Source organism: Streptomyces sp. M41, assembly GCF_043673425.1.
Taxonomy (GTDB): Bacteria; Actinomycetota; Actinomycetes; order Streptomycetales; family Streptomycetaceae; genus Streptomyces.
Map to the genome: position 1 here is coordinate 144,898 of NZ_JBIMKE010000018.1, position 21,417 is coordinate 166,314.

At 70.8% G+C, this 21,417-nt stretch carries 17 protein-coding genes and 1 pseudogene; 6 read left to right on the forward strand and 12 right to left on the reverse strand.

Annotated features, from left to right (window positions below):
* Window positions 1–21 precede the first annotated feature (21 nt).
* Window positions 22–984: a UDP-glucose 4-epimerase GalE gene (gene galE, locus ACHBTE_RS22425; protein ID WP_394725791.1), complete on the reverse strand. Its 963-nt coding sequence runs from the start codon at window positions 982–984 to the stop codon at window positions 22–24.
* Complete coding sequence (gene galT / locus ACHBTE_RS22430) at window positions 981–2,042, reverse strand: galactose-1-phosphate uridylyltransferase (RefSeq protein ID WP_394725792.1); 1,062 nt, start codon at window positions 2,040–2,042, stop codon at window positions 981–983. The genes galE and galT overlap by 4 nt, the downstream gene beginning before the upstream one ends.
* A gap of 189 nt (window positions 2,043–2,231) precedes the next feature.
* Between galT and ACHBTE_RS22435 the strand changes: the two genes are divergently transcribed.
* A complete protein-coding gene (locus tag ACHBTE_RS22435; RefSeq protein WP_394725793.1) occupies window positions 2,232–3,968 on the forward strand; it encodes a sodium:solute symporter family protein in 1,737 nt (578 codons plus the stop codon).
* 22 nt (window positions 3,969–3,990) lie between these two features.
* Entirely contained in the window at window positions 3,991–4,323 is a 333-nt protein-coding gene (locus tag ACHBTE_RS22440) for a hypothetical protein (protein WP_394725794.1), read from the forward strand.
* Between the two features lie 132 nt (window positions 4,324–4,455).
* Here the strand turns inward: ACHBTE_RS22440 and ACHBTE_RS22445 are convergent, their stop codons facing one another.
* From ACHBTE_RS22445 to rsmI, 10 genes are all read right to left on the reverse strand, one after another.
* Window positions 4,456–5,178: a LuxR C-terminal-related transcriptional regulator gene (locus tag ACHBTE_RS22445; protein WP_394725795.1), complete on the reverse strand. Its 723-nt coding sequence runs from the start codon at window positions 5,176–5,178 to the stop codon at window positions 4,456–4,458.
* A 322-nt stretch (window positions 5,179–5,500) separates the two neighbouring features.
* Window positions 5,501–7,333: a PQQ-binding-like beta-propeller repeat protein gene (locus ACHBTE_RS22450; protein WP_394725796.1), complete on the reverse strand. Its 1,833-nt coding sequence runs from the start codon at window positions 7,331–7,333 to the stop codon at window positions 5,501–5,503.
* Between the two features lie 95 nt (window positions 7,334–7,428).
* Window positions 7,429–9,252: a PQQ-binding-like beta-propeller repeat protein gene (locus ACHBTE_RS22455; protein ID WP_394725797.1), complete on the reverse strand. Its 1,824-nt coding sequence runs from the start codon at window positions 9,250–9,252 to the stop codon at window positions 7,429–7,431.
* Between the two features lie 220 nt (window positions 9,253–9,472).
* Window positions 9,473–11,281 carry an ABC-F family ATP-binding cassette domain-containing protein gene (locus ACHBTE_RS22460; protein WP_394725798.1) on the reverse strand — a complete coding sequence of 603 codons (1,809 nt, stop codon included), beginning with the start codon at window positions 11,279–11,281 and terminating at the stop codon, window positions 9,473–9,475.
* Window positions 11,282–11,508: 227 nt separating this feature from the next.
* Window positions 11,509–12,417, reverse strand: coding sequence for a 4-(cytidine 5'-diphospho)-2-C-methyl-D-erythritol kinase (locus tag ACHBTE_RS22465; RefSeq protein ID WP_394725799.1), 909 nt, complete (start codon window positions 12,415–12,417; stop codon window positions 11,509–11,511).
* A complete protein-coding gene (rsmA, locus tag ACHBTE_RS22470) occupies window positions 12,418–13,326 on the reverse strand; it encodes a 16S rRNA (adenine(1518)-N(6)/adenine(1519)-N(6))-dimethyltransferase RsmA (protein WP_394725800.1) in 909 nt (302 codons plus the stop codon).
* 82 nt (window positions 13,327–13,408) lie between these two features.
* Window positions 13,409–14,908: a ubiquitin-like domain-containing protein gene (locus tag ACHBTE_RS22475; protein WP_394725801.1), complete on the reverse strand. Its 1,500-nt coding sequence runs from the start codon at window positions 14,906–14,908 to the stop codon at window positions 13,409–13,411.
* Window positions 14,909–15,061: 153 nt separating this feature from the next.
* Window positions 15,062–15,943 carry a TatD family hydrolase gene (locus ACHBTE_RS22480; protein WP_394725802.1) on the reverse strand — a complete coding sequence of 294 codons (882 nt, stop codon included), beginning with the start codon at window positions 15,941–15,943 and terminating at the stop codon, window positions 15,062–15,064.
* Window positions 15,944–16,056: 113 nt separating this feature from the next.
* On the reverse strand, window positions 16,057–16,509 hold the full coding sequence (locus ACHBTE_RS22485) for a hypothetical protein (RefSeq protein ID WP_394725803.1): 453 nt from the start codon (window positions 16,507–16,509) through the stop codon (window positions 16,057–16,059).
* 190 nt (window positions 16,510–16,699) lie between these two features.
* The gene (gene rsmI, locus ACHBTE_RS22490; protein ID WP_394725804.1) at window positions 16,700–17,599 is read right to left on the reverse strand and encodes a 16S rRNA (cytidine(1402)-2'-O)-methyltransferase; all 900 of its coding nucleotides are present in this window, start codon (window positions 17,597–17,599) and stop codon (window positions 16,700–16,702) included.
* Between the two features lie 119 nt (window positions 17,600–17,718).
* Here rsmI and ACHBTE_RS22495 point away from each other — a divergent pair, with 119 nt between their 5' ends.
* The 4 genes and pseudogenes from ACHBTE_RS22495 to ACHBTE_RS22510 all read left to right on the forward strand — a co-directional run.
* A complete protein-coding gene (locus tag ACHBTE_RS22495) occupies window positions 17,719–19,461 on the forward strand; it encodes a dolichyl-phosphate-mannose--protein mannosyltransferase (protein WP_394725805.1) in 1,743 nt (580 codons plus the stop codon).
* 258 nt (window positions 19,462–19,719) lie between these two features.
* On the forward strand, window positions 19,720–20,238 hold the full coding sequence (locus tag ACHBTE_RS22500) for a hypothetical protein (protein ID WP_394725806.1): 519 nt from the start codon (window positions 19,720–19,722) through the stop codon (window positions 20,236–20,238).
* 102 nt (window positions 20,239–20,340) lie between these two features.
* Window positions 20,341–21,183, forward strand: coding sequence for a DUF4097 family beta strand repeat-containing protein (locus ACHBTE_RS22505; protein WP_394725807.1), 843 nt, complete (start codon window positions 20,341–20,343; stop codon window positions 21,181–21,183).
* Between the two features lie 86 nt (window positions 21,184–21,269).
* A pseudogene (locus tag ACHBTE_RS22510) lies at window positions 21,270–21,417 on the forward strand (ABC transporter); the annotation flags it as partial.

The following is a 21,417-nucleotide window of genomic DNA, read 5'->3' on the forward strand; positions in this document are numbered from 1 at the left end:
ACCCTGACCCTTTCCTGCGTTCTACTTGTCGCGCCGCTGCGCGAACTCCCAGGCGTCCGCGACGATCCCCGCGAGGTCCGCGCGGGACGGATTCCAGCCGAGCCGCTCGCGGGCGGTGTCCGCGGAGGCGACCAGGACGGCAGGGTCGCCGCCCCGGCGCGGGGCCACGACCTCGGGGATCGGGTGCCCGGTGACCTGCCGGACGGTCTCGATGACCTGGCGGACGGAGAAGCCGTTGCCGTTGCCCAGGTTGCAGATGAGGTGCTCGCCCGGGGTGGCGGCGCGCACCGCGAGCAGGTGGGCCTCGGCCAGGTCGGCGACGTGGATGTAGTCGCGCACACAGGTGCCGTCCGGCGTCGGGTAGTCGTCGCCGAATACGGAGATCGCCTCGCGCCTGCCCTGGGCGACCTGGAGGACGAGCGGGATGAGGTGCGACTCGGGGTCGTGGCGCTCGCCGTACGCGCCGTAGGCGCCCGCGACGTTGAAGTAGCGCAGGGACACCGCGCCGAGGCCGTGGGCCGCCGCCTCGCCGGTGATCATGTGGTCGACGGCGAGCTTGGAGGCGCCGTAGGGGTTGGTCGGTGCGGTCGGCGCCGACTCGAGGATCGGCACCTCGGCCGGCTCGCCGTAGGTGGCCGCCGTGGAGGAGAAGACGAGCTTGCGCACACCGGCGTCGCGCATGGCGGCGAGCAGGGCCATGGTTCCGCCGACGTTGTTGTCCCAGTACTTCTCGGGCTTCACGACCGACTCGCCGACCTGCGAGAACGCGGCGAAGTGCAGCACCGCGTCGAAGGAGGAGTCCAGCCACTTGGCGGCGTCCCGGATGTCGCCCTCGATGAAGGACGCGCCGGACGGCACACCCGCGCGGAAGCCGGTGGAGAGGTTGTCGAGCACGACGACCTCGTCCCCGGCCTCGATCAGGTGCTGGGCGACCACGCTGCCGACATAGCCCGCGCCACCCGTGACCAGATACTTCCCGCTCATGAACCCGCTACCTCTCGCAGTCGCTCGGCCGCGCGCTCCGGCGGCACGTCGTTGATGAACACACTCATGCCGGACTCGGAACCCGCGAGAAACTTCAGCTTGCCGGAAGTGCGGCGAATGGTGAAAAGCTCGAGGTGCAGCGCGAAGTCCTCTCGCACGACGCCCTCGAAGTCCGCCATCTGCCCGAACGGCGCCTGGTGCCAAGCGCTGATGTACGGCGTCGGAGGCTCACCCGCACCGAAGATCCGGTCCAAGCGCCTCAACAGTTCCAGATAGACCTTGGGGAACTCTGAGCGCGCGTCCTCGCCGAGGGCGAGCAGATCGGGCACCCGGCGCTTGGGGTACAGGTGGACCTCGTACGGCCAATGGGCGGCGTAGGGCACGAACGCCGCCCAGTGTTCACCCTCCAGGACGACCCGTTCACCGGCGAGTTCACGCTCCAGGACGGCGTCGAAGAGGTTCTCCCCGCCGGTGGCGTCCTTGTGGGCCGCGACGGAGCGCAGCATCAGGGCGGTGCGCGGGGTGGTGAAGGGGTAGGCGTAGATCTGCCCGTGCGGGTGGCCGAGGGTGACCCCGATCTCGGACCCGCGGTTCTCGAAACAGAAGACCTGCTCGACGGAGGGCAGAGATGACAGCTCGGAGGTCCGGTCGGTCCACGCGTCGAGCACGAGTCGCGCCTGTTCCTCGGTCAGATCGGCGAAGGACGCGCTGTGGTCGGAGGTGAAGCAGACGACCTCGCAGCGCCCGGAGTCACCGGCGAGCGAGGGGAAGCGGTTCTCGAACACGACGACGTCGTACGACGCGTCCGGGATCTCGCTCAGGCGACCGCCCGCCGAGGGGCACAGCGGGCATTCGTCGGCCGGCGGGTGATACGTCCGTCCCTGCCGGTGGGAGGCGATGGCGACGGCGTCGCCGAGCAGCACGTCGTGGCGGACCTCGGAGGTGGTGACGGTCGGGTCCAGCGGGCGGTGGTCCACGGCGTCCCGCACGGTGTCGTCGCGCAGGTCGTAGTAGACGAGCTCACGACCGTCGGCCAACCGGGTCGAGGTCTTCTTCACGGCGGACTCCATTTCGAGCCACTCAGGTTTTCCGAGACTCCATCGAACAGAACCAAACATAGAGAAACACAACTCACCACCGCAGTCAACATCACAATCAAACAGAGAGCATCATCAAAAGTGTTCAATTACTGAACACCGGGGCGTAGGTTCCGCTCTGTATCGGTTCGCGAAACGAAGCGAGTACATATGCAAACCCCCTCGATTTCCCCCACACCCTCCACACTCCCCACATCTCCGGCATCCCCCACATCCCTCACGTACCTCGCAGCCGAGCTACGGCTCCCCACCAACTGGCTCGACTACACGCTGCTCGGCATCTACTTCGTCGTCGTGCTGGGCATCGGCTTCGCCGCCCGACGCTCGGTGAAGACCAGCCTCGACTTCTTCCTGTCCGGCCGCTCACTGCCCGCGTGGGTCACGGGCCTCGCGTTCATCTCCGCCAACCTGGCGGCGACCGAGATCCTCGGCATGGCCGCGAACAGCGCGCAGTACGGCGCCTACACCGTGCACTGGTACTGGATCGGCGCCATCCCGGCCATGGTCTTCCTGGGCCTGGTGATGATGCCCTTCTACTACGGCAGCAAGGTCCGCTCGGTGCCCGAGTTCCTGCTCCTGCGCTTCGACAGGTCGGCGCACCTGCTGAGTTCGATCCTGTTCGCCTTTGCGGCCATCCTGATCGCCGGCGTGAATCTCTACGCCCTGGCGATCGTGGTCGAGGCCCTGCTGGGCTGGCCCCAGTGGGTGGCGATCGTCGTCGCCGGCTTCTTCGTCCTGGCCTACATCACCCTCGGCGGACTGTCCTCGGCGATCTACAACGAGGTCCTGCAGTTCTTCGTGATCCTGGCCGCGCTGATCCCGATCACGGTGCTGGCGCTGAAGAAGGTCGGCGGCTGGGACGGTCTGACGGACACTCTGACCAAGTCCCACGGCGACGACTTCGTCACCGCGTGGGGCGGAACCGGCATCGGCGAGGCGAACCCGCTCGGTGCGAACTGGCTGACGATCGTCCTCGGCCTGGGCTTCGTACTCTCCTTCGGCTACTGGACGACGAACTTCGCGGAGGTCCAGCGCGCCCTGTCCGCCAAGAACCTCTCGGCGGCCCAGCGCACCCCGCTGATCGCGGCGTTCCCGAAGATCTTCATCGTCTTCCTGGTGATGATCCCGGGACTGGCCGCCGCCGCCCTCGTCCCCGGCTTCGGCACGGAGGAATCGGGCTACCAGTACAACGACGCCATCCCGTACCTCATGGAGGGCCTGCTCCCCAACGGCGTCCTGGGCATCGCGGTGACCGGCCTCCTCGCCGCGTTCATGGCCGGCATGGCGGCCAACGTGTCGTCCTTCAACACGGTGTTCACCACGGACATCTGGGCGAAGTACGTCGTGAAGGGCCGCGAGGACTCCTACTACGTCCGCTTCGGGCGCCTGATCACCGCCATCGGCGTCCTCGCCTCCATCGGCACGGCGTTCCTGGCCTCGTCCTTCTCCAACATCATGAGCTACCTCCAGACCCTCTTCTCCTTCTTCAACGTGCCGATGTTCGTGGTCTTCATCATCGGCATGTTCTGGAAGCGGGCGTCGATGAAGTCGGGCTTCTGGGGCCTACTGGCGGGCACGACGGCGGCGATGGTCAACTACTTCGTCCTCTACAAGCAGGACGTCATCTCCATCCCCTCCGACCAGGGCGCGAACTTCGTCTCCGCCATCGCGGGCTTCGTGGCCGGCGCGGTCGTCATGTTCGCCGTCTCCCTCTTCACGGCCCCCAAGCCGACCGAGGAACTCCAGGGCCTGGTCTACGGCACCCGCTCCCCCGGCATGAGCGAGCCGCCCGCGCCGGGTGACGAGGCCTGGTACCGCAAGCCGGCGCTGCTGGGCTGGGGCGCGGTGGTACTGGCCGCCGTCTGCTACATCCCCTTCTCCTTCTGACGACTCCGGAGGCCGAACGACCATGACCGAACAGCCCGACCACCCCGGGTACTCCGAGAAGGACGTCCTGCGCGAGGTCACCGAACTCCAGGAGAAGTCCACGACGGCCGCCCGTCTCTTCGACATCCGGCGCATCATCGGGGGCCTCTTCGTGATCTACGGCGTCATCGTCACGATCACCGGCCTGACCGACGACGACGCCGCGATCGACAAGGCCGAGGGCGTCAACATCAACCTCTGGACGGGCCTGGGCATGCTGCTCCTGGGCCTGTTCTTCCTGGCCTGGCTGAAACTCCGCCCCACGGCCCCACCACCCCCACCGATCACCCCGGAGGCGGAGGACAAGCCCGAGTAGCCCGCCGTACAGCACCCGTCGTGGGAAGACCCGCCACCCCCACGGCGGGTCAGCCGCGCACGGCGGGAACGCGCACGGCGGGAAGGGGACGTGGTGCCGGGGGTGTCCGCCCGCCAGGGCCGGCGTCCGGCATCAACGCGAGCCCTCACCCGCGTCCGACCCGCCGCGCGCCCCCGGTGGCACCCGCGTCACCGCACCCGCCCGGTCCAGCAGCCCTGTTCGGGCCGCCAGGGCCGCCGCCTCCAGTCTCGAGCCGACGCCCAGTTTCATCAGCACCCGTTGGACATGGGTACGAGCCGTCGACGGAGCGATCCCCATCCCGGCGGCGATCAGACGGGTGTCCTCGCCGTCCGCCACCCGGACCAGAACCTCGACCTCACGCGGCGTCAGCATCTGAAGCAGCCGCTGACCCTCGTCGTCCGGCTGCACAGCGGGATTGAGCAGTTCGCTGAACGCACCCTGCAACAGCTGCGGCGCCACCGCCGCCTCCCCCGCCCGGGCCTTCATGATCGCCCGCTCGACGCCCTCTATACGTTCGTCGTGCCGCACATACCCGGACGCCCCCGCCGCGAAGGCCGCCGCTATGCCCCGGGGACTGGGCACCGGCCCCAGCACCAGCACCGCCACCGACGGCCGCTCCCGCTTGATCCGTACCACCGGATCGAAGATCCCCGGCTCGGCCGGCGCGGCCGTCCCCAGCAGGCACACCTCGGGCGCCCGCGTGATCACCAACTCCGCCGCCCCCGCGGCGGGCGCCGCCGCGGCCAGCACCCGATGCCCCCTCAACTTCAGTGCCGAGGCCAGCGCCTCGGCGAGCAATCGGTGGTCGTCGACCACCATGAGCCGCACTCCCATCGAGCAACCCCCCAGTCCCCCCAATGGATCCCCATCAATACCCCTGACCGGCCGCGCCGGTCCGGATGCCCCACTCTGGATGCCCACTGGTCCGCACGGACAGAAGCCCCCTCCCGGCTCCCCCGCCTTTCTGCCCCCGGAAGCTACACGCTTGTTCGACGTTGCGCTCCCCCTACCGGTGAGAAGTGCCCCGGAACGGCGGATTTTCTGGCTTTCCCCGCATTCGAGGAACGATCAGCGGTACGCACACGGCCCCGCTCCTGACCAGGCAGGAACGGGGCCGTCGTCGGCAGGTGGAGTCGGCGGGCGGAGTCGGCTGTCGTCAGCTTCCCGCGCCGAACGCGATCACGTGGTACTTCTTCTGGTACGCGGTCCCCAGCTCACTGGCGAACCGAGCCGACATGTACAGCCGCCCCTGCTCATAGAGGAGTTCGGCGTACTCGGGCAGCATCCGGGTCTCGACGTCCCGCACCGTGCGCGCCGCCGGATTCTCCAGCAGCTTCGTCTCCTTGAAGCTGCCGCCGTCGATGCTGACGATCTGCCCGCCCTTGTCGTACGGCGGCCTCTTGTATGCGATCACGTTCCCGCCGTCCATCCGCAGCGGCGTGATCGTGTACCGGTCCCCCGCGTCCGCGCGCTGCCCGGTCTGCTTGCCGGTGGCGAGGTCGAACGCGACGATCTCGTTGGTCTGGCCGTACTCCCCGCCGCCCTGGTGCTGCTTGGTCTCCACGTAGAGCCGGTCGTTGCCGACCACGACTCCCGTGCACGCCTCGATCGTGGTGACACCGGAGCAGCGGGCCGCGTACTGCTCGGACGGCACGGAGATACGGATGCGCAGCTTGCCGGTCTTGTTGTCGATCGAGAAGACGTCCGAGATACCGATGGACTCCGTCTTGCCGAGCTCCGCGGCCACCACCAGCGGGTCGGTGGAGACGACGCTCGCGTACTCGACGCCCTCGGGCATCTTGTACTCGGAGATCACCTTCCCGGACTTCGGGTCGATGACCTGGATGTTCAGCTGCGGGTTGTCGTAGGAGCCGCACTTGCGCAGCACGACCAGTTTCGGACCGCCGCCGTACCCGAGGTCGTAGCAGTTGTCGTTGGCCTTGGGCACCCACAGCTGCTTGCCGGTGGCGAGGTCGAACGCCGCGCCACCGCTGGTGCCGGCGGCGGCGACGGTGCCGCCACTGAGGGTGACGTTGTCGAACTGGATCTGCCGTCCGTCGACCTCGGCGCTCTTCGTCCACAGCTTCTTGCCGGCGTCGAGGTCGATGGCCGCGACCTGGCTGCAGCCGTGCGAGGGCCGCTCCTTGGTCGGTTTCGCCGGCTCGTAGGCGATGGCCGTGAGGTTGTCCTCGGTGGTGTGCTCGGTGGCCCGGCAGACGGGACCGGGCAGCTTGATCGTCCACAGCTCCGTGCCCTTGTCGGGGTCGTAGCCGACGATCTCGGAGACACCGCTCTTGACGTACGCCTTGTCGGTCAGCCAGGAGCCGGCCACGTTGATGCTGGTGTCGTCCGGGACGTCGGGCGACGGAATCTGGAACATGACCCGGGAGTTGGGGTCGGAGGGCACCTTCTCCTTGCCGGGAGTGGTGTTGCCGCCGCCCGTGCCGCCGCCGTTCCCGTCGCCGGTGCCACCGCTGGAGTTCGCGGTGTCGTCCTTGCCGCCGTCGTCACCGGACTTGGCGTACCAGACGCCGCCGACGACCAGGGCGATCGCCACGACGGCCGCCACGATCACGGCCAGCTGCGTGTTGAACTTCCGTCCGCCACCGCCCGGCCCGCCCGGCTGGGGGTGCATCGGCATCCCCGGCTGCGGATAGCCGTAGCCGGGCGGCTGCTGCCCGTACGGGTTCTGCGGCTGCCCGTAGGCACCGGGCTGCTGCCCCGGATAGCCATACCCGGGCGGAGGAGCCTGCGGCGGAACTCCCTGGGGCGGTTGGGGTGTTTGGGGTGCCTGGGGGTAGCCGTACCCGGCCGGGGGCGTGGGTGCGCCCTGGGGTTGCTGCGGTGGCTGCGGCTGCTGCGGAGGCTGCGCGGGCGGCTGGGGCGGTCCGAAACCGCCGCCCGGCTGCTGGGGCGGCTGATCCTGCGGCGGGCCGAACCCTCCCCCGGGCGGGGGCTGGTTCGGCGGCGGGGGCGGCGGCTGGGTCATGGCGTGGGCACCTCAGTGGAGGGGAGCGGCGGGGCGGTGGGAAGCGGGGACTCGGGAGGCGGAGCAGGGGACACCCGGGACACCCGGTCGACGGCTCACTTGCCGAAGGCGAGCATCAGCTTCTCCTTGGCCTCGTCGTTGCCGCTCAGCCGGGTGCTCGCGAGGTAGAAGCGCCCGTCGACGTAGTCGTAGATGCGGGAGAAGAAGCCGTTCTCGACGCTCGAGGCGCTCGCCGGGTTCTGCAACAGCGTCTGCGGCTTGTGGCTGCTGCCGGTGACCGGAATGGCCAGCACCTGGCCGCCCGCGTCGTACGACGGCTTCACATAGGCGACGAGCTTTCCGTCCTCGACCTTGACCGGCATCATCGGCTGGTCCGCCGGGGACTTCACGCGCCACTTCTCCTTGCCGTCGGAGAGGCTGATCGCGACGATCTCGTTGGCGCTGGAGAGCGCCTCGGTCGGCAGATAGAGCATGTCGTCGTCGGCGGCCACACCGGAGCAGCCGCGCAGGTTGCGCTCCAGGATGGCCCAGCCGCACTCCACGCCGAGCTTCAGCTCGACGTCGACCTGCGAGCGGAGCTTGCCGCCGGAACCGAAGACGGAGATGTTCCCCTGCTTGTCCTCGTTGGTGCCGTAGACGATCAGGGGGTCGATGGAGAAGACGCGGGCGACCTGCCACCCCTTCTCGTACTTCCGGGTCCACTTGGCCTTGCCCGTCGCCGGGTCCAGCTCCTGGATCTCGTCGTGTTCGTTGCTGCCGGTGGCGTCGCAGGACGAGACGGCGATCAGCTTCTCACCGCCCGCGAAGGCGGCCGGGAAGCACTTGTCGCCGTACCGCTTCTTGTCCCACAGCTTCTCGCCGCTGTCGACGTCGTAGGCCACGCCGGACTGGGAGCGGCCCACCATGAGCGTCTTGCCGGTGATGGACAGGTTGATCTTGATGGTGTTGTCGAACAGCTCGCCGTTGGAGATCTGGGCCTTCCAGCCCTTGGCGCCGGTGCTGAGGTCGATCTGCTGGATCTGGTTGCACTTGGCGCGGTCGCTGCTGCCGCTCTCGTAGGCCACGACGACCTTGTCGTCGGCCGACTTCTCCTGGGTGACCGCGCAGATCTTCTCCGGGAAGGTGATCGGCTCCCAAGTCTCCTCGCCGTCGGCGATGTTGTAGGCGAAGACCTGCTTGTACGCCGCCTTCACCGCGGACTTGTCGGTGATCCACAGGCCGGGGGCGTCGGCGCCGGCCTTGGGGGCGTCGGGCGCCTGCTTGTACCAGAGCACCTTCGACTCGCCGGGCTGACGGCCGCCGTTGAGGTTCTCCGGGTCCGCGCCGCCCTCGCTGCCGCCGCCGGTCTCGGAATCGGTCGGGGACCCGGAGCCCTTCGGGTCGCCGCTGCCCTGGGCGACCGGCTTCTTCGGGTCGTCGTCGCCGCCGCGGGTCACCGCGAAGACGGTGCCGCCGATGACGATCAGCGCGGCGACGGCCGCGCCGATGGCGAGGGCGGGCTTGCCCTTGAAGGGGTTGCGCGAGCCGGAGCCGGGCGCGCCCGGGTAGGGCTGCTGGGGCGGATAGCCGTAACCCTGGGCCGGTCCGGCGGGCTGCTGGCCGTAGGGGCCGGGCTGCTGCGGATAGCCGTACGGTCCCGGCTGCTGCAGCGGCTGGCCGTACGGACCGGAGTTGTACGGGGCGGCGGGCTGGCCGGGCTGCTGCGGGTAGCCGTAACCGGGCTGCGGGGCCGGCGGCGGCGGGCCCTGCGGGGGCGGCGGCGTCTGCGGCGGGCCCTGCGGCGGCGGGGGCGTCTGGGGGGCGCCCTGGGGCGGCGGGGGCGGGGTCTGCGGAGGCTGCGGTGCGCCGAAGCCACCCTGACGGGGGTCCTGCGGTGCGCCGGAACCGCCCTGCGGCGGCTGGTTGGGCGGCTGGCTCATGGGCGGTTTCCCCCTTGGTGACCCGGTGTGGTGCCACGTGCTGTGCCGTCGCGTTTCCGCCACACCGGCGTTTCTCAGATTGTTCTCAGACGGCTCTTTCTATCACCCGCCACCGACAGCACAACGGGCCCCGCCCTCCCCTGTTCCCAAGGGAGGACCGGGCTGTGATGCCCTCGTTATGCGCCTTCACGCGCCCTTCACGCGGCGTGGTGCGCCGCGCTCAGGCGTCCTCGGCGAGTTCCAGCCAGCGCAGCTCCAGTTCGTCCCGCTGACCGGCCAAGTCACGCAGCTCGGCATCCAGTTCTGCGACTTTGCCGAAGTCGGTGGCGTGCTCGGCGATCTGCGCGTGCAGCTTGGTCTCCCGCTCGGAGAGCTTGTCGAGCTGCCGCTCGATCTTCTGCAACTCCTTCTTGGCGGCCCGCAGATCGGCGGCACTCTTCTCCGGTACGGCCTTCTCCGCGGCCGGGGTGCTTGCCGCGACGGCGACCTGCGCCTCCATGCGGTGGCGTCGCTCCAGGTATTCGTCGATGCCGCGCGGGAGCATCCGCAAGGTGGCGTCGCCGAGCAGGGCGAACACCCGGTCCGTGGTGCGCTCGACGAAGAACCGGTCGTGGGAGATGACGATCATCGAGCCGGGCCAGCCGTCGAGGACGTCCTCGAGCTGGGTCAGGGTCTCGATGTCGAGGTCGTTGGTGGGCTCGTCGAGGAAGAGAACGTTCGGCTCGTCCATGAGCAGGCGCAGCAGCTGGAGCCGGCGCCGCTCACCGCCGGACAGGTCGCCGACCGGCGTCCACTGCTTCTCCTTGCCGAAGCCGAACGTCTCGCACAGCTGTCCGGCCGTCATCTCGCGTCCCTTGCCGAGGTCGACGCGGTCGCGCACCCGCTGGACGGCTTCCAGGACCCGCCAGTCGGGGTCGAGCTCGTCGACCTCCTGGGACAGATAGGCGAGTTTGACGGTTTTGCCTACGGCGATCCGGCCGCCGGCCGGCTGTGCCTCGCCGTCGGTCCGCGCCGCCTCTGCCATCGCCCGCAGCAGTGAGGTCTTGCCCGCGCCGTTGACGCCGACGAGTCCGATGCGGTCGCCGGGGCCGAGCTGCCAGGTCACATGCTTGAGCAGCATCTTGGGGCCGGCCTGGACGGTCACGTCCTCCAGGTCGAAGACGGTCTTGCCGAGCCGGGACGAGGCGAACTTCATCAGTTCACTGCTGTCCCGGGGCGGCGGTACGTCCTTGATGAGCTCGTTGGCGGCCTCGACGCGGAAGCGCGGCTTGGACGTACGCGCGGGGGCGCCGCGGCGCAGCCAGGCCAGCTCTTTGCGCACCAGGTTCTGCCGCTTGACCTCCTCGGTGGCGGCGATGCGCTCACGCTCGGCGCGGGCGAAGACGTAGTCGGAGTAGCCGCCCTCGTACTCGTAGACGTCGCCGCGCTGCACGTCCCACATGCGGGTGCAGACCTGGTCGAGGAACCAGCGGTCGTGGGTGACGCACACGAGTGCCGAGCGCCGCTCGCGCAGGTGCTGGGCGAGCCAGGCGATGCCCTCGACGTCGAGGTGGTTGGTGGGCTCGTCGAGGACGATGAGGTCCTGGTCCTCGATGAGCAGCTTGGCGAGCGCGATCCGGCGCCGCTCACCACCGGACAGCGGGCCGATGACGGTGTCCAGGCCCTGCGGGAACCCGGGCAGGTCGAGGCCGCCGAAGAGTCCGGTGAGGACGTCCCTGACCTTCGCGTTCCCCGCCCACTCGTGGTCGGCCATGTCCCGGATGACCTCGTGCCGGACGGTCGCCTCGGGGTCGAGCGAGTCGTGCTGGGTGAGGACGCCGAGCCGCAGCCCGCCGGAGTGGGTGACCCGGCCGGTGTCGGCCTCCTCCAGCTTGGCCAGCATTCGGATCATGGTCGTCTTGCCGTCGCCGTTGCGCCCGACCACGCCGATACGGTCCCCCTCGGAGACGCCGAGCGAGACGCCGTCGAGCAGGGCACGGGTGCCGTACACCTTGCTGACGTTCTCGACATTGACCAGGTTGACGGCCATTTCTCTCCTGCCCGGATGGATCGCTCGGCCTCCCAGGGTAGTCGGCCGGTACGACACCCCCGCCCGCCCGCGGACCGGCCGCTACTCGGACGTAGGGATTCCCCTAATTGACGCGATCTCTTAGCCGGGGCCACGGTGTTCGCACGCAATCGCGTACCACCCCCCACGCCCGCCCCGGGGATCCGATCCCCGGGGCGCAGCGCTGTGCACGGTGACTCTCGTAGCGGTCAGCCCGGCAGCACCGTCGCGCCCGGGGCCGGGCCGGAGGTGGTGCGTACGGTTCGGCAGGTGGACGACGAGCGCAGGGCCTCGGCGATCTTCTGTGCCGACTCGGGGTCCCGGGCGAGGAACGCCGTCGTCGGGCCCGAGCCGGAGACCAGGGCCGTGAGCGCGCCGGCGGCGCGGCCCGCGGCGAGGGTGTCGGCGAGCTCGGGGAAGAGGGAGAGCGCGGCGGGCTGGAGGTCGTTGGAGACGGTGCCGGCGAGCGCGTCGGGGTCGCCCTTGGCGAGGGCGTCCAGGAGTGGTTCGTGGGCGACGGGTTCGGGGATCTTCGTGCCCTCGGTGAGCCGGTCGAACTCCCGGAAGACGGCGGGTGTCGACAGTCCGCGCCCGGCCATCGCGAACACCCAGTGGAAGGTGCCGCCCACCTCCAGCTCGCGCAGCTGCTCGCCCCGCCCGGTGCCGAGGGCCGCCCCGCCGACCAGGCTGAAGGGCACGTCGCTGCCCAACTCGGCGCAGATGTCGAGGAGTTCCTCGCGGGTGGCGCCCGTCCCCCACAGCGCGTCGCAGGCGAGCAGGGCGCCCGCGCCGTCCGCGCTGCCGCCCGCCATGCCGCCGGCGACGGGGATGTCCTTGGCGATGTGCAGATGCACGTCGGGGGCGCGGCCGTACCGCGCGGCGAGCGCCTCGGCGGCGCGGGCGGCGAGGTTCGTACGGTCGAGGGGGACCTGGTCGGCGTCCGGGCCGGCGCAGGTGACGCGCAGGCCCTCGGGGGAGTCGGTCGCGGTGACCTCGTCGTAGAGGCCGACGGCGAGGAAGACGTTGGCCAGGTCATGGAAACCGTCGGGGCGCGCGGCGCCGACCGCGAGCTGGACGTTGACCTTGGCGGGGACCCGCACGGTGACGCTCGCGCTCACTTACTCGGACTCCTTGTGGTGGGCGGCGGCCCGCGCGGGCCCGGCGGCGGCTTCCTTGTGCTCCGCGACGGCCGCGAACTCCTCCACCGTCAGAGCCTCTCCGCGGGCCTGCGGCGAGACGCCGGCCGCGACGAGTGCCGCCTCGGCGGCGGCGGCGGAACCGGCCCATCCGGCGAGCGCGGCGCGCAGGGTCTTGCGGCGCTGCGCGAAGGCGGCGTCGATCACGGCGAAGACCTCGCGCTGGGAGGCGGTCGTCCTGATCGGCTCGGTGCGCCGGGTCAGGGAGACCAGGCCGCTGTCGACGTTGGGCGCCGGCCAGAAGACGTTGCGGCCGATGGCACCGGCCCGCTTGACCTCGGCGTACCAGTTGGCCTTCACGGACGGCACGCCGTACACCTTGGAGCCGGGCGCCGCGGCGAGGCGGTCGGCGACCTCCGACTGGACCATGACGAGGGTGCGTTCGATGCTCGGGAAGGTGGCGAGCATGTGCAGCAGGACGGGGACGGCGACGTTGTAAGGGAGATTGGCGACCAGCGCGGTGGGTGGCGGGCCGGGCAGCTCGGTGACGTGCATCGCGTCGGTGTGCACCAGCGCGAAGCGGTCGGCGCGCTCCGGCATGCGGGCCGCGATGGTGGCGGGGAGCGCGGCGGCAAGTACCTCGTCGATCTCGACGGCGGTGACGCGGTCGGCCACCTCCAGCAGCGCGAGGGTGAGGGAGCCGAGCCCCGGGCCGACCTCGACGACCACGTCGTCGGGGCGGACCTCTGCGGTGCGGACGATACGGCGGACCGTGTTCGCGTCGATCACGAAGTTCTGGCCGCGCTGCTTGGTGGGGCGCACACCGAGGGCTGCCGCCAGTTCACGGATGTCGGCGGGGCCCAGGAGGGCGTCGGGGGTGGGGCTGCTCACCCGACAAGGGTACGGGCGCCGCCGGGCGCACTCCGACGCGCGTGGCCCCCGGTCACCGCGCGCACCGGCCCGTCGGTCGCCGTCACCCGTGCAGCCGCCCCCCGCAGTGCGGCCAGGGACTCGTGCCCTGCCGCACGAACAGCTTCTTCGCGCGCATCGTCTGCTCCGCCGCGGGAGCGTCCTGCGGCCGGCCCTTCCCGCCGAGGTTCTGCCAGGTCCGGGTGTCGAACTGGTACAGGCCGCCGTACGTCCCCGACGAGTCCACCGCGTCCGGCCGGCCCCCGGACTCGCACGCCGCCAGGCCCTGCCAGTTCAGGCCGTCCGTGCCGCTCGCCGTCTCCGGCAGCGGTTTGGTGCCGACCTTCACCACCTGGGTGCGCGGCTCGCGCACCACCTCGGACCGGATCCGCCGCGGCTTCTGGCTGACGCCGTTGACCGTGCGCAGCGAGTAGGTGACCCTTCGCAGGCCCGGCTCCCCCGCCCGTGCGACGACCTCCGTGCCCCGGTAGACCGACGGGTCCTCGACGCGCTGCACGGCGAAGGCGATCGACTCGTCGTGGATCTCCTTGCGGCCGGTGATCCTGAGGACGGTGACCGTCTGCCCGTCGCGCGGGAACCCCTCCAGCGGGACGGACGTGGTGTCCTGCCCGCGCAGCGTGATCCCGGCCTGCTCCACGACCTCGCGCACGGACGCCGCGTTCGTCCGGATGGTGCGGGCGCGGCCGTCCGCCATGACGGTCACCGCACGCTCGGTGCGCACATCCAGCGTTAGCCCCTCACGCCCGATGCGCCGGGAGCGCGACGTCGACAGATACGCGCCCTCCGCACGCACCCCAAGCTGCTTGAGCGCCGCCTCCACGGTGCGTTCCGTCGTCCACACCTCACGCCGCTGCCCGTCCAGGGTGAGCCGCACGGGCCGCCCGTAGCGCACCGCGATCTCGTCCCCGCTGGCCAGTCCCGCGCCGGCGGACGGCGCCACCACGTCGTGCGCGCCCACCTCCACGCCCTCCTCGGCGAGCAGTTCGGTGACGTCGTCCGCGAAGGTGTGCAGAGTGCGCGGTGTGCCGTCGACGCTCAGTTCGACCACCTTGTCCTTGGCGACGAACGCCGTCGTCCCGCCCGCGAGGAACGCCACGACCAGCGCTTGCGGCACCAGCCGGCGCATGGATCCCTCCCCGCGGTCGGCGGGCCGCGCCCTGCGCCGGTGCGCGGCCCGCCGACCGCCCCTCGTCCGCGGCCCGGGCGCCGGCACGGTCGCGTCGGCGTCCTCGTACGCGGGCCCGTAGGTGTCCTCGTACGTCCCGTGTGGCCCGTACGCCGCCCCGTGTGCCCCGTACGCCTCGTGCGCGGTGTGCGCCGGGTGCGCCGGGTGCGCCCCGGGGGTCTCGTAGGGCGCGTACGCCCCGTGGGCCTCGTATCTCCCGCGCATCTCGTAGGCGGGGGCGTACGTGTCCGTACGCGCCTCGTACGCCCCCTGCATCCCGCGGCCCAGCGTCTGGGCGCTGTACGGGTCGAAGCCGCCGTAGGCCGGGGGCTCGTGGGCGGGGGTCGGGCCATACGTCTCGAACTGCGCGTTGCTCACGACGACACGCTCCAGCGGGGGACTCCGGATCGGGCCCACAGAACCTAGCGGAGGGGTGGTTACTCTCCAAAGTGACTCGACTACCCGCTGTAGCGAGCCGGGGGCGTGGAGAGGTGCGGGGAGCCCGTGCGGGCGTTATCGGGCGGTTATCGGTCAGTAGCCGAAGGCGCGCGCCGTGTTCGAGCCGAGGGCCGCCGCCAGCGCGTCCTCCTCGATGTCCCGCACGGCGGCCATCGCGCGCACCGTGACCGGAATGAGATACGGCGCGTTGGGCCGTCCGCGGTACGGCACCGGCGTGAGGAAGGGCGCGTCGGTCTCCACCAGGAGCAGCTCCAGCGGGGCCACCGCCACCGCGTCCCGCAGATTCTGGGCGTTCTTGAAGGTGACGTTGCCGGCGAAGGACATGAAGTATCCGGCGGCGGCGCACACCTCGGCCATCTCGGCGTCGCCCGAGTAGCAGTGGAACACCGTCCGCTCGGGAGCGCCCTCCTCCTTCAGCACCCGCAGCACGTCCGCGTGGGCGTCACGGTCGTGGATGACGAGGGCCTTGCCGTGCCGTTTGGCGATCTCGATGTGGGCACGGAAGGACGCCTCCTGCGCCTCCTTGCCCTCGGGTCCGGTGCGGAAGTAGTCGAGGCCGGTCTCACCGACGCCCTTCACCTGGGGGAGTGCGGCGAGGCGGTCGATCTCTGCGAGCGCCTCGTCCAGCGCCGGCGTACCACCGGGCTCGCGCGCCCCCTGCCGGGACCAGCCGTCGGGGTCCCCGTGCACGATGCGCGGCGCCTCGTTCGGGTGCAGGGCGACGGTCGCGTGCACGGCGTCGTACGCCGCCGCCGTCTCGGCCGCCCACCGCGAGCCGCGTACGTCGCAGCCCACTTGCACGAGCGTCGTCACTCCGACCGACGCCGCCTTCGCGAGGGCCTCCTCCACCGTGCCGGACTGCATGTCGAGGTGGGTGTGGGAGTCGGCGACCGGCACCCGCAGCGGATCGGGGAGGGGCGGGGCGGCGTGCTTGTCGGCGGCGTTCGAAGGCATGCCCCGATCCTACGAAAGGGGCCCGCCGTCCCGGACCGCGCTCGGTCGCCGCCCGCCGGCGCTCAGCTCACCTGCGACGGAAGACGTTCAGCTCGCCCTGCGGTGGAAGACGTTCAGCTCGCCCTGCGGTGGAAGACGTTCAGCAGGTCCGACAGGTGCCAGTGGTGCTTCGGCGACTCCTCGGCCGCCGCCGCGTCCGGCTGCCCGGGCGCCGACCGCTCGGACCTCGACTGCTCGGACCCCTGCTGCTCGGACCCCGGCTGCCGGGGGACCGTGCGGACGCGGTGCAGGGAGTTCTGCACCGAGGCCACCTGCCCGGCGCGCATGATCCGGACGGTGTGGCCGTCGCAGTTGTGACACGTGGGCCGGCTCAGCGGCGACGGGACGACCTGGCCGTCCGCGACGTACATCACGAACTCGTGGCCGTCACCGTCGATGTGGTGCTCGATCTCGTACGACTGCTCCCAGCCGTGCCCGCATCGCATGCAGGCGAAGGAATACGACTCGTGGACGACGGCGGTCGCGGCGCTGCGAAGGCCGGTGGCGTGCTGTGCGATCTCGCTCATGCCAGCTCCTGTGGTCCGCTGGTGGGGCGGGTTGCGTCCCTGCGTCCAGTGGACTCCTCGGCCGGTGTGAACGCACGGGACCTGTCGAGTGTTTGGGCCCCTTTGAACGTTCCTTGCCGCAACGGCCGTGCTGCTTTACCCGCCCATGGGGCGCCCGCTCAGCCGAGATACGCCCTGCTCACACGGCGTTTCACGCCTTCGCGTCGCCCGCCCCCGTGTTCTTCCCCGCGTTTTTCTCCGCGTTCTTCTCCGCGTTCTTCGCCGCCACGACCGCGTCGAAGACGTCCCGCTTGGGCACCCCGGCCGCCGCGGCCACCGCCGCGATCGCCTCCTTGCGCCGCTCCCCCGCCTCCTCGCGCACCCGCACCCGTCGCACGAGTTCCGCGGCGTCGACCTCCTCGGCCCCCTTCGGCGGCGCGCCCTCGACCACGACGGTGATCTCCCCGCGCACCCCCTCGGCCGCCCAGGCCGCGAGCTCCGCCAGCGCGCCCCGCTTGACCTCCTCGTACGTCTTGGTCAGTTCCCGGCACACGGCGGCGCGCCGCTCACCGCCGAACACCTCGGCCATCGCGGCGAGCGTGTCGTCGAGCCGGTGCGGCGCCTCGAAGTAGACGAGGGTGCGCCGCTCCTCGGCGACCTCGCCGAGCCGCGACAGCCGCTCACCGGCCTTGCGCGGCAGGAACCCCTCGAAGCAGAACCGGTCGACGGGCAGCCCCGACAGGGCGAGCGCCGTCAGCACCGCGGACGGCCCCGGCACGGCGGTGACCCTGATGTCCTTCTCCACCGCGGCGGCGACCAGCCGGTACCCGGGATCGGACACCGACGGCATCCCCGCGTCCGTGACGAGCAGCACCCGCGCGCCGCCGAGCAGCTCCTCCACGAGCTCGGGCGTACGGGCGGCCTCGTTGCCCTCGAAGTACGACACGACACGCCCCTTGGGGGTCACCCCCAGCCCCTGCGTCAGCCGCCGCAGCCGCCGCGTGTCCTCCGCGGCGACGACGTCGGCCCCGGCCAGCTCCTCGGCGAGCCGGGGTGGCGCGTCCGCGATGTCGCCGATGGGGGTGCCTGCCAGTACGAGGGTTCCAGTCACGTCCCCCATCCTCGCAGGGACCGCGGAACCCCAGCACAACAGCCGTCGGAGGCGAACGGCTACGCCCCCTTACCGCACATGCACGGGACTCCCACAGAACGGTTCCCTACGATGGCGCGGTGACCAGTACCGCGTCCTCCATGGACACCCGGCAGGACCAGGCACCGCACGAGCAGCGGCCGTCGTGGCAGCAGCGGCTGCGCCGATTCGGCTACACGGCGGCGCCCAGAAGCGACGTACACGACCGCTTGGTGCCGCCGTACGTCCAGCCCAGCCCGCGGATGTGGCAGTTCCTCGGGATCTCGCACCCGCTCGCCGAGCGGATCGCGCGCTGGTCCGGCTGGGGCGGTCCGCTGCTGGTCACCCTGCTGGCCGGGGTGCTGCGCTTCTGGAACCTGGGCAGCCCCAAGGCGGTGATATTCGACGAGACGTACTACGCCAAGGACGCCTGGGCGCTCGTCCACCGCGGTTTCGAGGTCAGCTGGGACAAGAACGCCAATGACGCGGTCCTGAGACTGGGCGACCAGATCCAGATCCCTACGGACGCGGCGTACGTCGTGCATCCGCCCGTCGGCAAGTACGTGATCGGGCTGGGCGAGCTGATGTTCGGGTTCAACCCGTTCGGCTGGCGCTTCATGACGGCGCTGCTGGGCACCCTGGCGGTCCTGATGCTGTGCCGTATCGGCCGCCGCATCTTCCGCTCCACCTTCCTCGGCTGCCTCGCGGGCGGTCTGATGGCGGTGGACGGGCTGGCCTTCGTGATGGCGCGCACCTCGCTGCTCGACGGCGTGCTGATGTTCTTCGTGCTGGCGGCGTTCGGCTGCCTCGTCATCGACCGGGACCGGGCACGGGCGAAACTCGCCGCCGCGCTGCCGGCCGACGCCGACGGCCGGGTCCGGCCCGACGCGCACATCGCCGAGACCCTGTCCCTCGGTGTGCGGCCCTATCGCTGGCTGGCCGGTCTGATGCTGGGCCTGGCCATCGGCACCAAGTGGAACGGCCTGTACTTCCTGGCCGCGTTCGGTCTGCTGACGGTGCTGTGGGACGTCGGCGCCCGCAGGGTCGCCGGTGCCGGACGCCCGTACCTGACGGTGCTCAAGCGTGACCTGGGCTTCGCCTTCCTGGCGACCGTGCCGGTGGCGCTCCTCACCTACATCGCGTCATGGACCGGCTGGATCCTCTCCCCCACCGACGGCACCGGCGGCTACTACCGCAACTGGGCCACCGCCGACGGCCGCAGCAGCGACTGGTCGTGGCTGTTCCCCGACTGGTGGCTCAGCCTGTGGCACTACGAGAACCAGGTGTACGACTTCCACGTCGGCCTGTCGTCCCCGCACACGTACCAGTCCAACCCGTGGAGCTGGATCGTCGACGGCCGCCCCGTGTCGTACTTCTACGAGTCCCCGCTGCCGGGCAAGGACGGCTGCCCGGTCGACGCGGGCGAGAAGTGCGCACGCGAGGTGCTGGCGATCGGCACACCGCTGCTGTGGTGGGTGGCCGCCTTCGCGCTGCTGTACATCCTGTGGCGCTGGCTGTTCCGCCGCGACTGGCGGGCCGGCGCGATCGCCTGCGGCGTGGCGGCCGGCTACCTCCCCTGGTTCCTCTACCAGGAACGCACCATCTTCTTCTTCTACGCCATCGTCTTCCTCCCCTTCCTCTGCCTGGCCGTGGCCATGCTCCTCGGCGCGATCATCGGCCCACCCCGCACCGGCGACACCCGCCGCGTGGCGGGCGCGACGGGGGCGGGCGTACTGGTCCTGTTGATCGCCTGGAACTTCATCTACTTCTGGCCGATCTACACGGGGACGTCGATCCCGATCGACGAGTGGCGGTCGCGGATGTGGTTGGACACGTGGGTCTAGACACCTGAGTCTCCGGCTGCGATGGCGCCGGGTGGCATCACCCCTGCACCACTCGGCGCCATCCGGTGCCATCGGTGACAGGTGGCGCCATCCGGTGCCATTGCCCGTGAATGGCAGGGGGTGGGCCCGCACGGCATCACCTTGGCGGCGGACCGCTTTCTCGCATCTCCGCAGGTAGAGCGGCCGAAGGCGGGCACCTTTAGCTCGAGGCGCCATTCAGGCTTGCATGTGGCGCCATTGTGGTGCCATGATGGCGTCATGGACCTCACCCCGTATGTCGACACCCTCCGCCGCGAGCTCGCGGTGGCTGCCGAAGCCGGTGGCGGCGAAGCCCGGGAGCTGGCCGAGAGGCTCACCGCTCCGCTGGAGTCGGCGACCCGGCTGATCATGCTCAACGTGCTCTCCGCAGCGATGGACGAGATCACCCGCGAACTCGCCCCGGGCTCGGTCGACGTACGGCTGCGCGGGCTCGACCCCGACTTCGTGGTGACGCCGCCGCCCACCGACGCCGGCGCGCCCACGGAGCCGACCGTGCCCGTGGAAGCCCTCCGGGCACCGGCTCCTGCCGAGGGCGACGAGGGCGGCACCGCCCGCGTCAACCTGCGGCTGCCGGCCCACCTGAAGGCCCGCGCCGAAGAGGCCGCCAACCGCGAGGGCCTGTCGGTCAACGCCTGGCTGGTGCGTGCCGTCTCAGCCGCCGTCGACGGCGGCCCCCGGCCCCGTACGGCCGAGAAGGCCCAGAACGTCGGACAGAGCTTCACCGGCTGGGTGCGCTGACCGCGCTCTCCCGCCCGCAGTCGTCGACTCACCCGCACCACCTCACCCACACCACGTCCCACCAGCGGGGACGTCCAGAAGACCCAAGAGGACGGGACAGCCATGCCTTCTTACGACACTCCCGAAGCGATCTCGGCCACGGCGCACGTGGAGGCCGGCTCCATCCAGTTCACCGCGGGCGACCGATACGACACGGTCGTCGAGGTGCGGCCCCGTGACCCGAAGAAGGACGGGGACGTGCGGACGGCCGACCAGACCGAGGTCAGCTGCGTGGGCGGCGTACTGACCGTCCGGACGCCCAAGCCCAACCTCTTCGGCCGCACCGGCGTCGTCGACGTGACGGTCGACCTGCCCGCCGGCTCACGCGTCGACGTGACCGGCGCCTGGACCCAGGTGCTCGGCGAGGGCCGGCTCGGCGAGGTCCGCGTGAAGACCTCGTCCGGCGACGTCCGCCTCGATGCGACCGGACCGCTGCAGCTGACCGCGTCGCACGGCTCGATCACCGTGGACCGCGTCGAGGGCGGCGCGGAGATCACCACCAGCTCCGGCAGCCTGCGCCTGGGCCTCATCGACGGCCCCGCGGTTTTGAAGAACTCCCACGGCACCACGACCGTCGACGCCGCCACCGGCGAGCTGCGGGTCAGGGGCGCCAACGGCGACATCGAGATCCGGCGCGCCGAGGACTCCGTCACCGCCACGACCGCGTACGGCACTGTGCGGGTCGGCGAAGTGGTCCGCGGCACCGTCCAGTTGGAGACGAGCTACGGCGCCATCGAGGTCGGCGTCCGCGAGGGCACGGCCGCCTGGCTCGACGTCAGCTCGGGCGCCGGTCAGGTGCGCAACGCCCTCACCGCGTCCGGGACGCCACAGGAGTCCGAGGACACCGTCAAGGTCCGTGCCCGCACCAAGTTCGGCAACATCGACATCCGCCGCGCCAAGGTCTGAGCGCGCCACCACTTCCCGCCCCGACCGGCGCCCCTTGCCTCGATCGGCGCACCCCCACCCACTTCAGCCTTCTCCTGGAGGGCCCCATGCCTTCATCTGTCATGTCCACATCCGCTCGACGGGACGGTCATCCCTCACCCCCCGCCATCTCCGCCGTCGGCCTGCGCAAGTCCTATGGCGAGCAGAGCGTGCTGGACGGTATCGACCTGCGCATCCCGGGCGGGTCCGTGTTCG

What these genes read in the sequence shown, in the direction of transcription:
- galE (WP_394725791.1), bottom strand. Translation starts at nt 984, where the DNA reads ATGAGCGGGAAGTATCTGGTCACGGGTGGCGCGGGCTATGTCGGCAGC.
- ACHBTE_RS22435 (WP_394725793.1), top strand. Translation starts at nt 2,232, where the DNA reads ATGCAAACCCCCTCGATTTCCCCCACACCCTCCACACTCCCCACATCT.
- ACHBTE_RS22440 (WP_394725794.1), top strand. Translation starts at nt 3,991, where the DNA reads ATGACCGAACAGCCCGACCACCCCGGGTACTCCGAGAAGGACGTCCTG.
- ACHBTE_RS22445 (WP_394725795.1), bottom strand. Translation starts at nt 5,178, where the DNA reads ATGGGAGTGCGGCTCATGGTGGTCGACGACCACCGATTGCTCGCCGAG.
- ACHBTE_RS22450 (WP_394725796.1), bottom strand. Translation starts at nt 7,333, where the DNA reads ATGACCCAGCCGCCGCCCCCGCCGCCGAACCAGCCCCCGCCCGGGGGA.
- ACHBTE_RS22455 (WP_394725797.1), bottom strand. Translation starts at nt 9,252, where the DNA reads ATGAGCCAGCCGCCCAACCAGCCGCCGCAGGGCGGTTCCGGCGCACCG.
- ACHBTE_RS22460 (WP_394725798.1), bottom strand. Translation starts at nt 11,281, where the DNA reads ATGGCCGTCAACCTGGTCAATGTCGAGAACGTCAGCAAGGTGTACGGC.
- ACHBTE_RS22480 (WP_394725802.1), bottom strand. Translation starts at nt 15,943, where the DNA reads ATGCCTTCGAACGCCGCCGACAAGCACGCCGCCCCGCCCCTCCCCGAT.
- ACHBTE_RS22485 (WP_394725803.1), bottom strand. Translation starts at nt 16,509, where the DNA reads ATGAGCGAGATCGCACAGCACGCCACCGGCCTTCGCAGCGCCGCGACC.
- ACHBTE_RS22500 (WP_394725806.1), top strand. Translation starts at nt 19,720, where the DNA reads ATGGACCTCACCCCGTATGTCGACACCCTCCGCCGCGAGCTCGCGGTG.
- ACHBTE_RS22505 (WP_394725807.1), top strand. Translation starts at nt 20,341, where the DNA reads ATGCCTTCTTACGACACTCCCGAAGCGATCTCGGCCACGGCGCACGTG.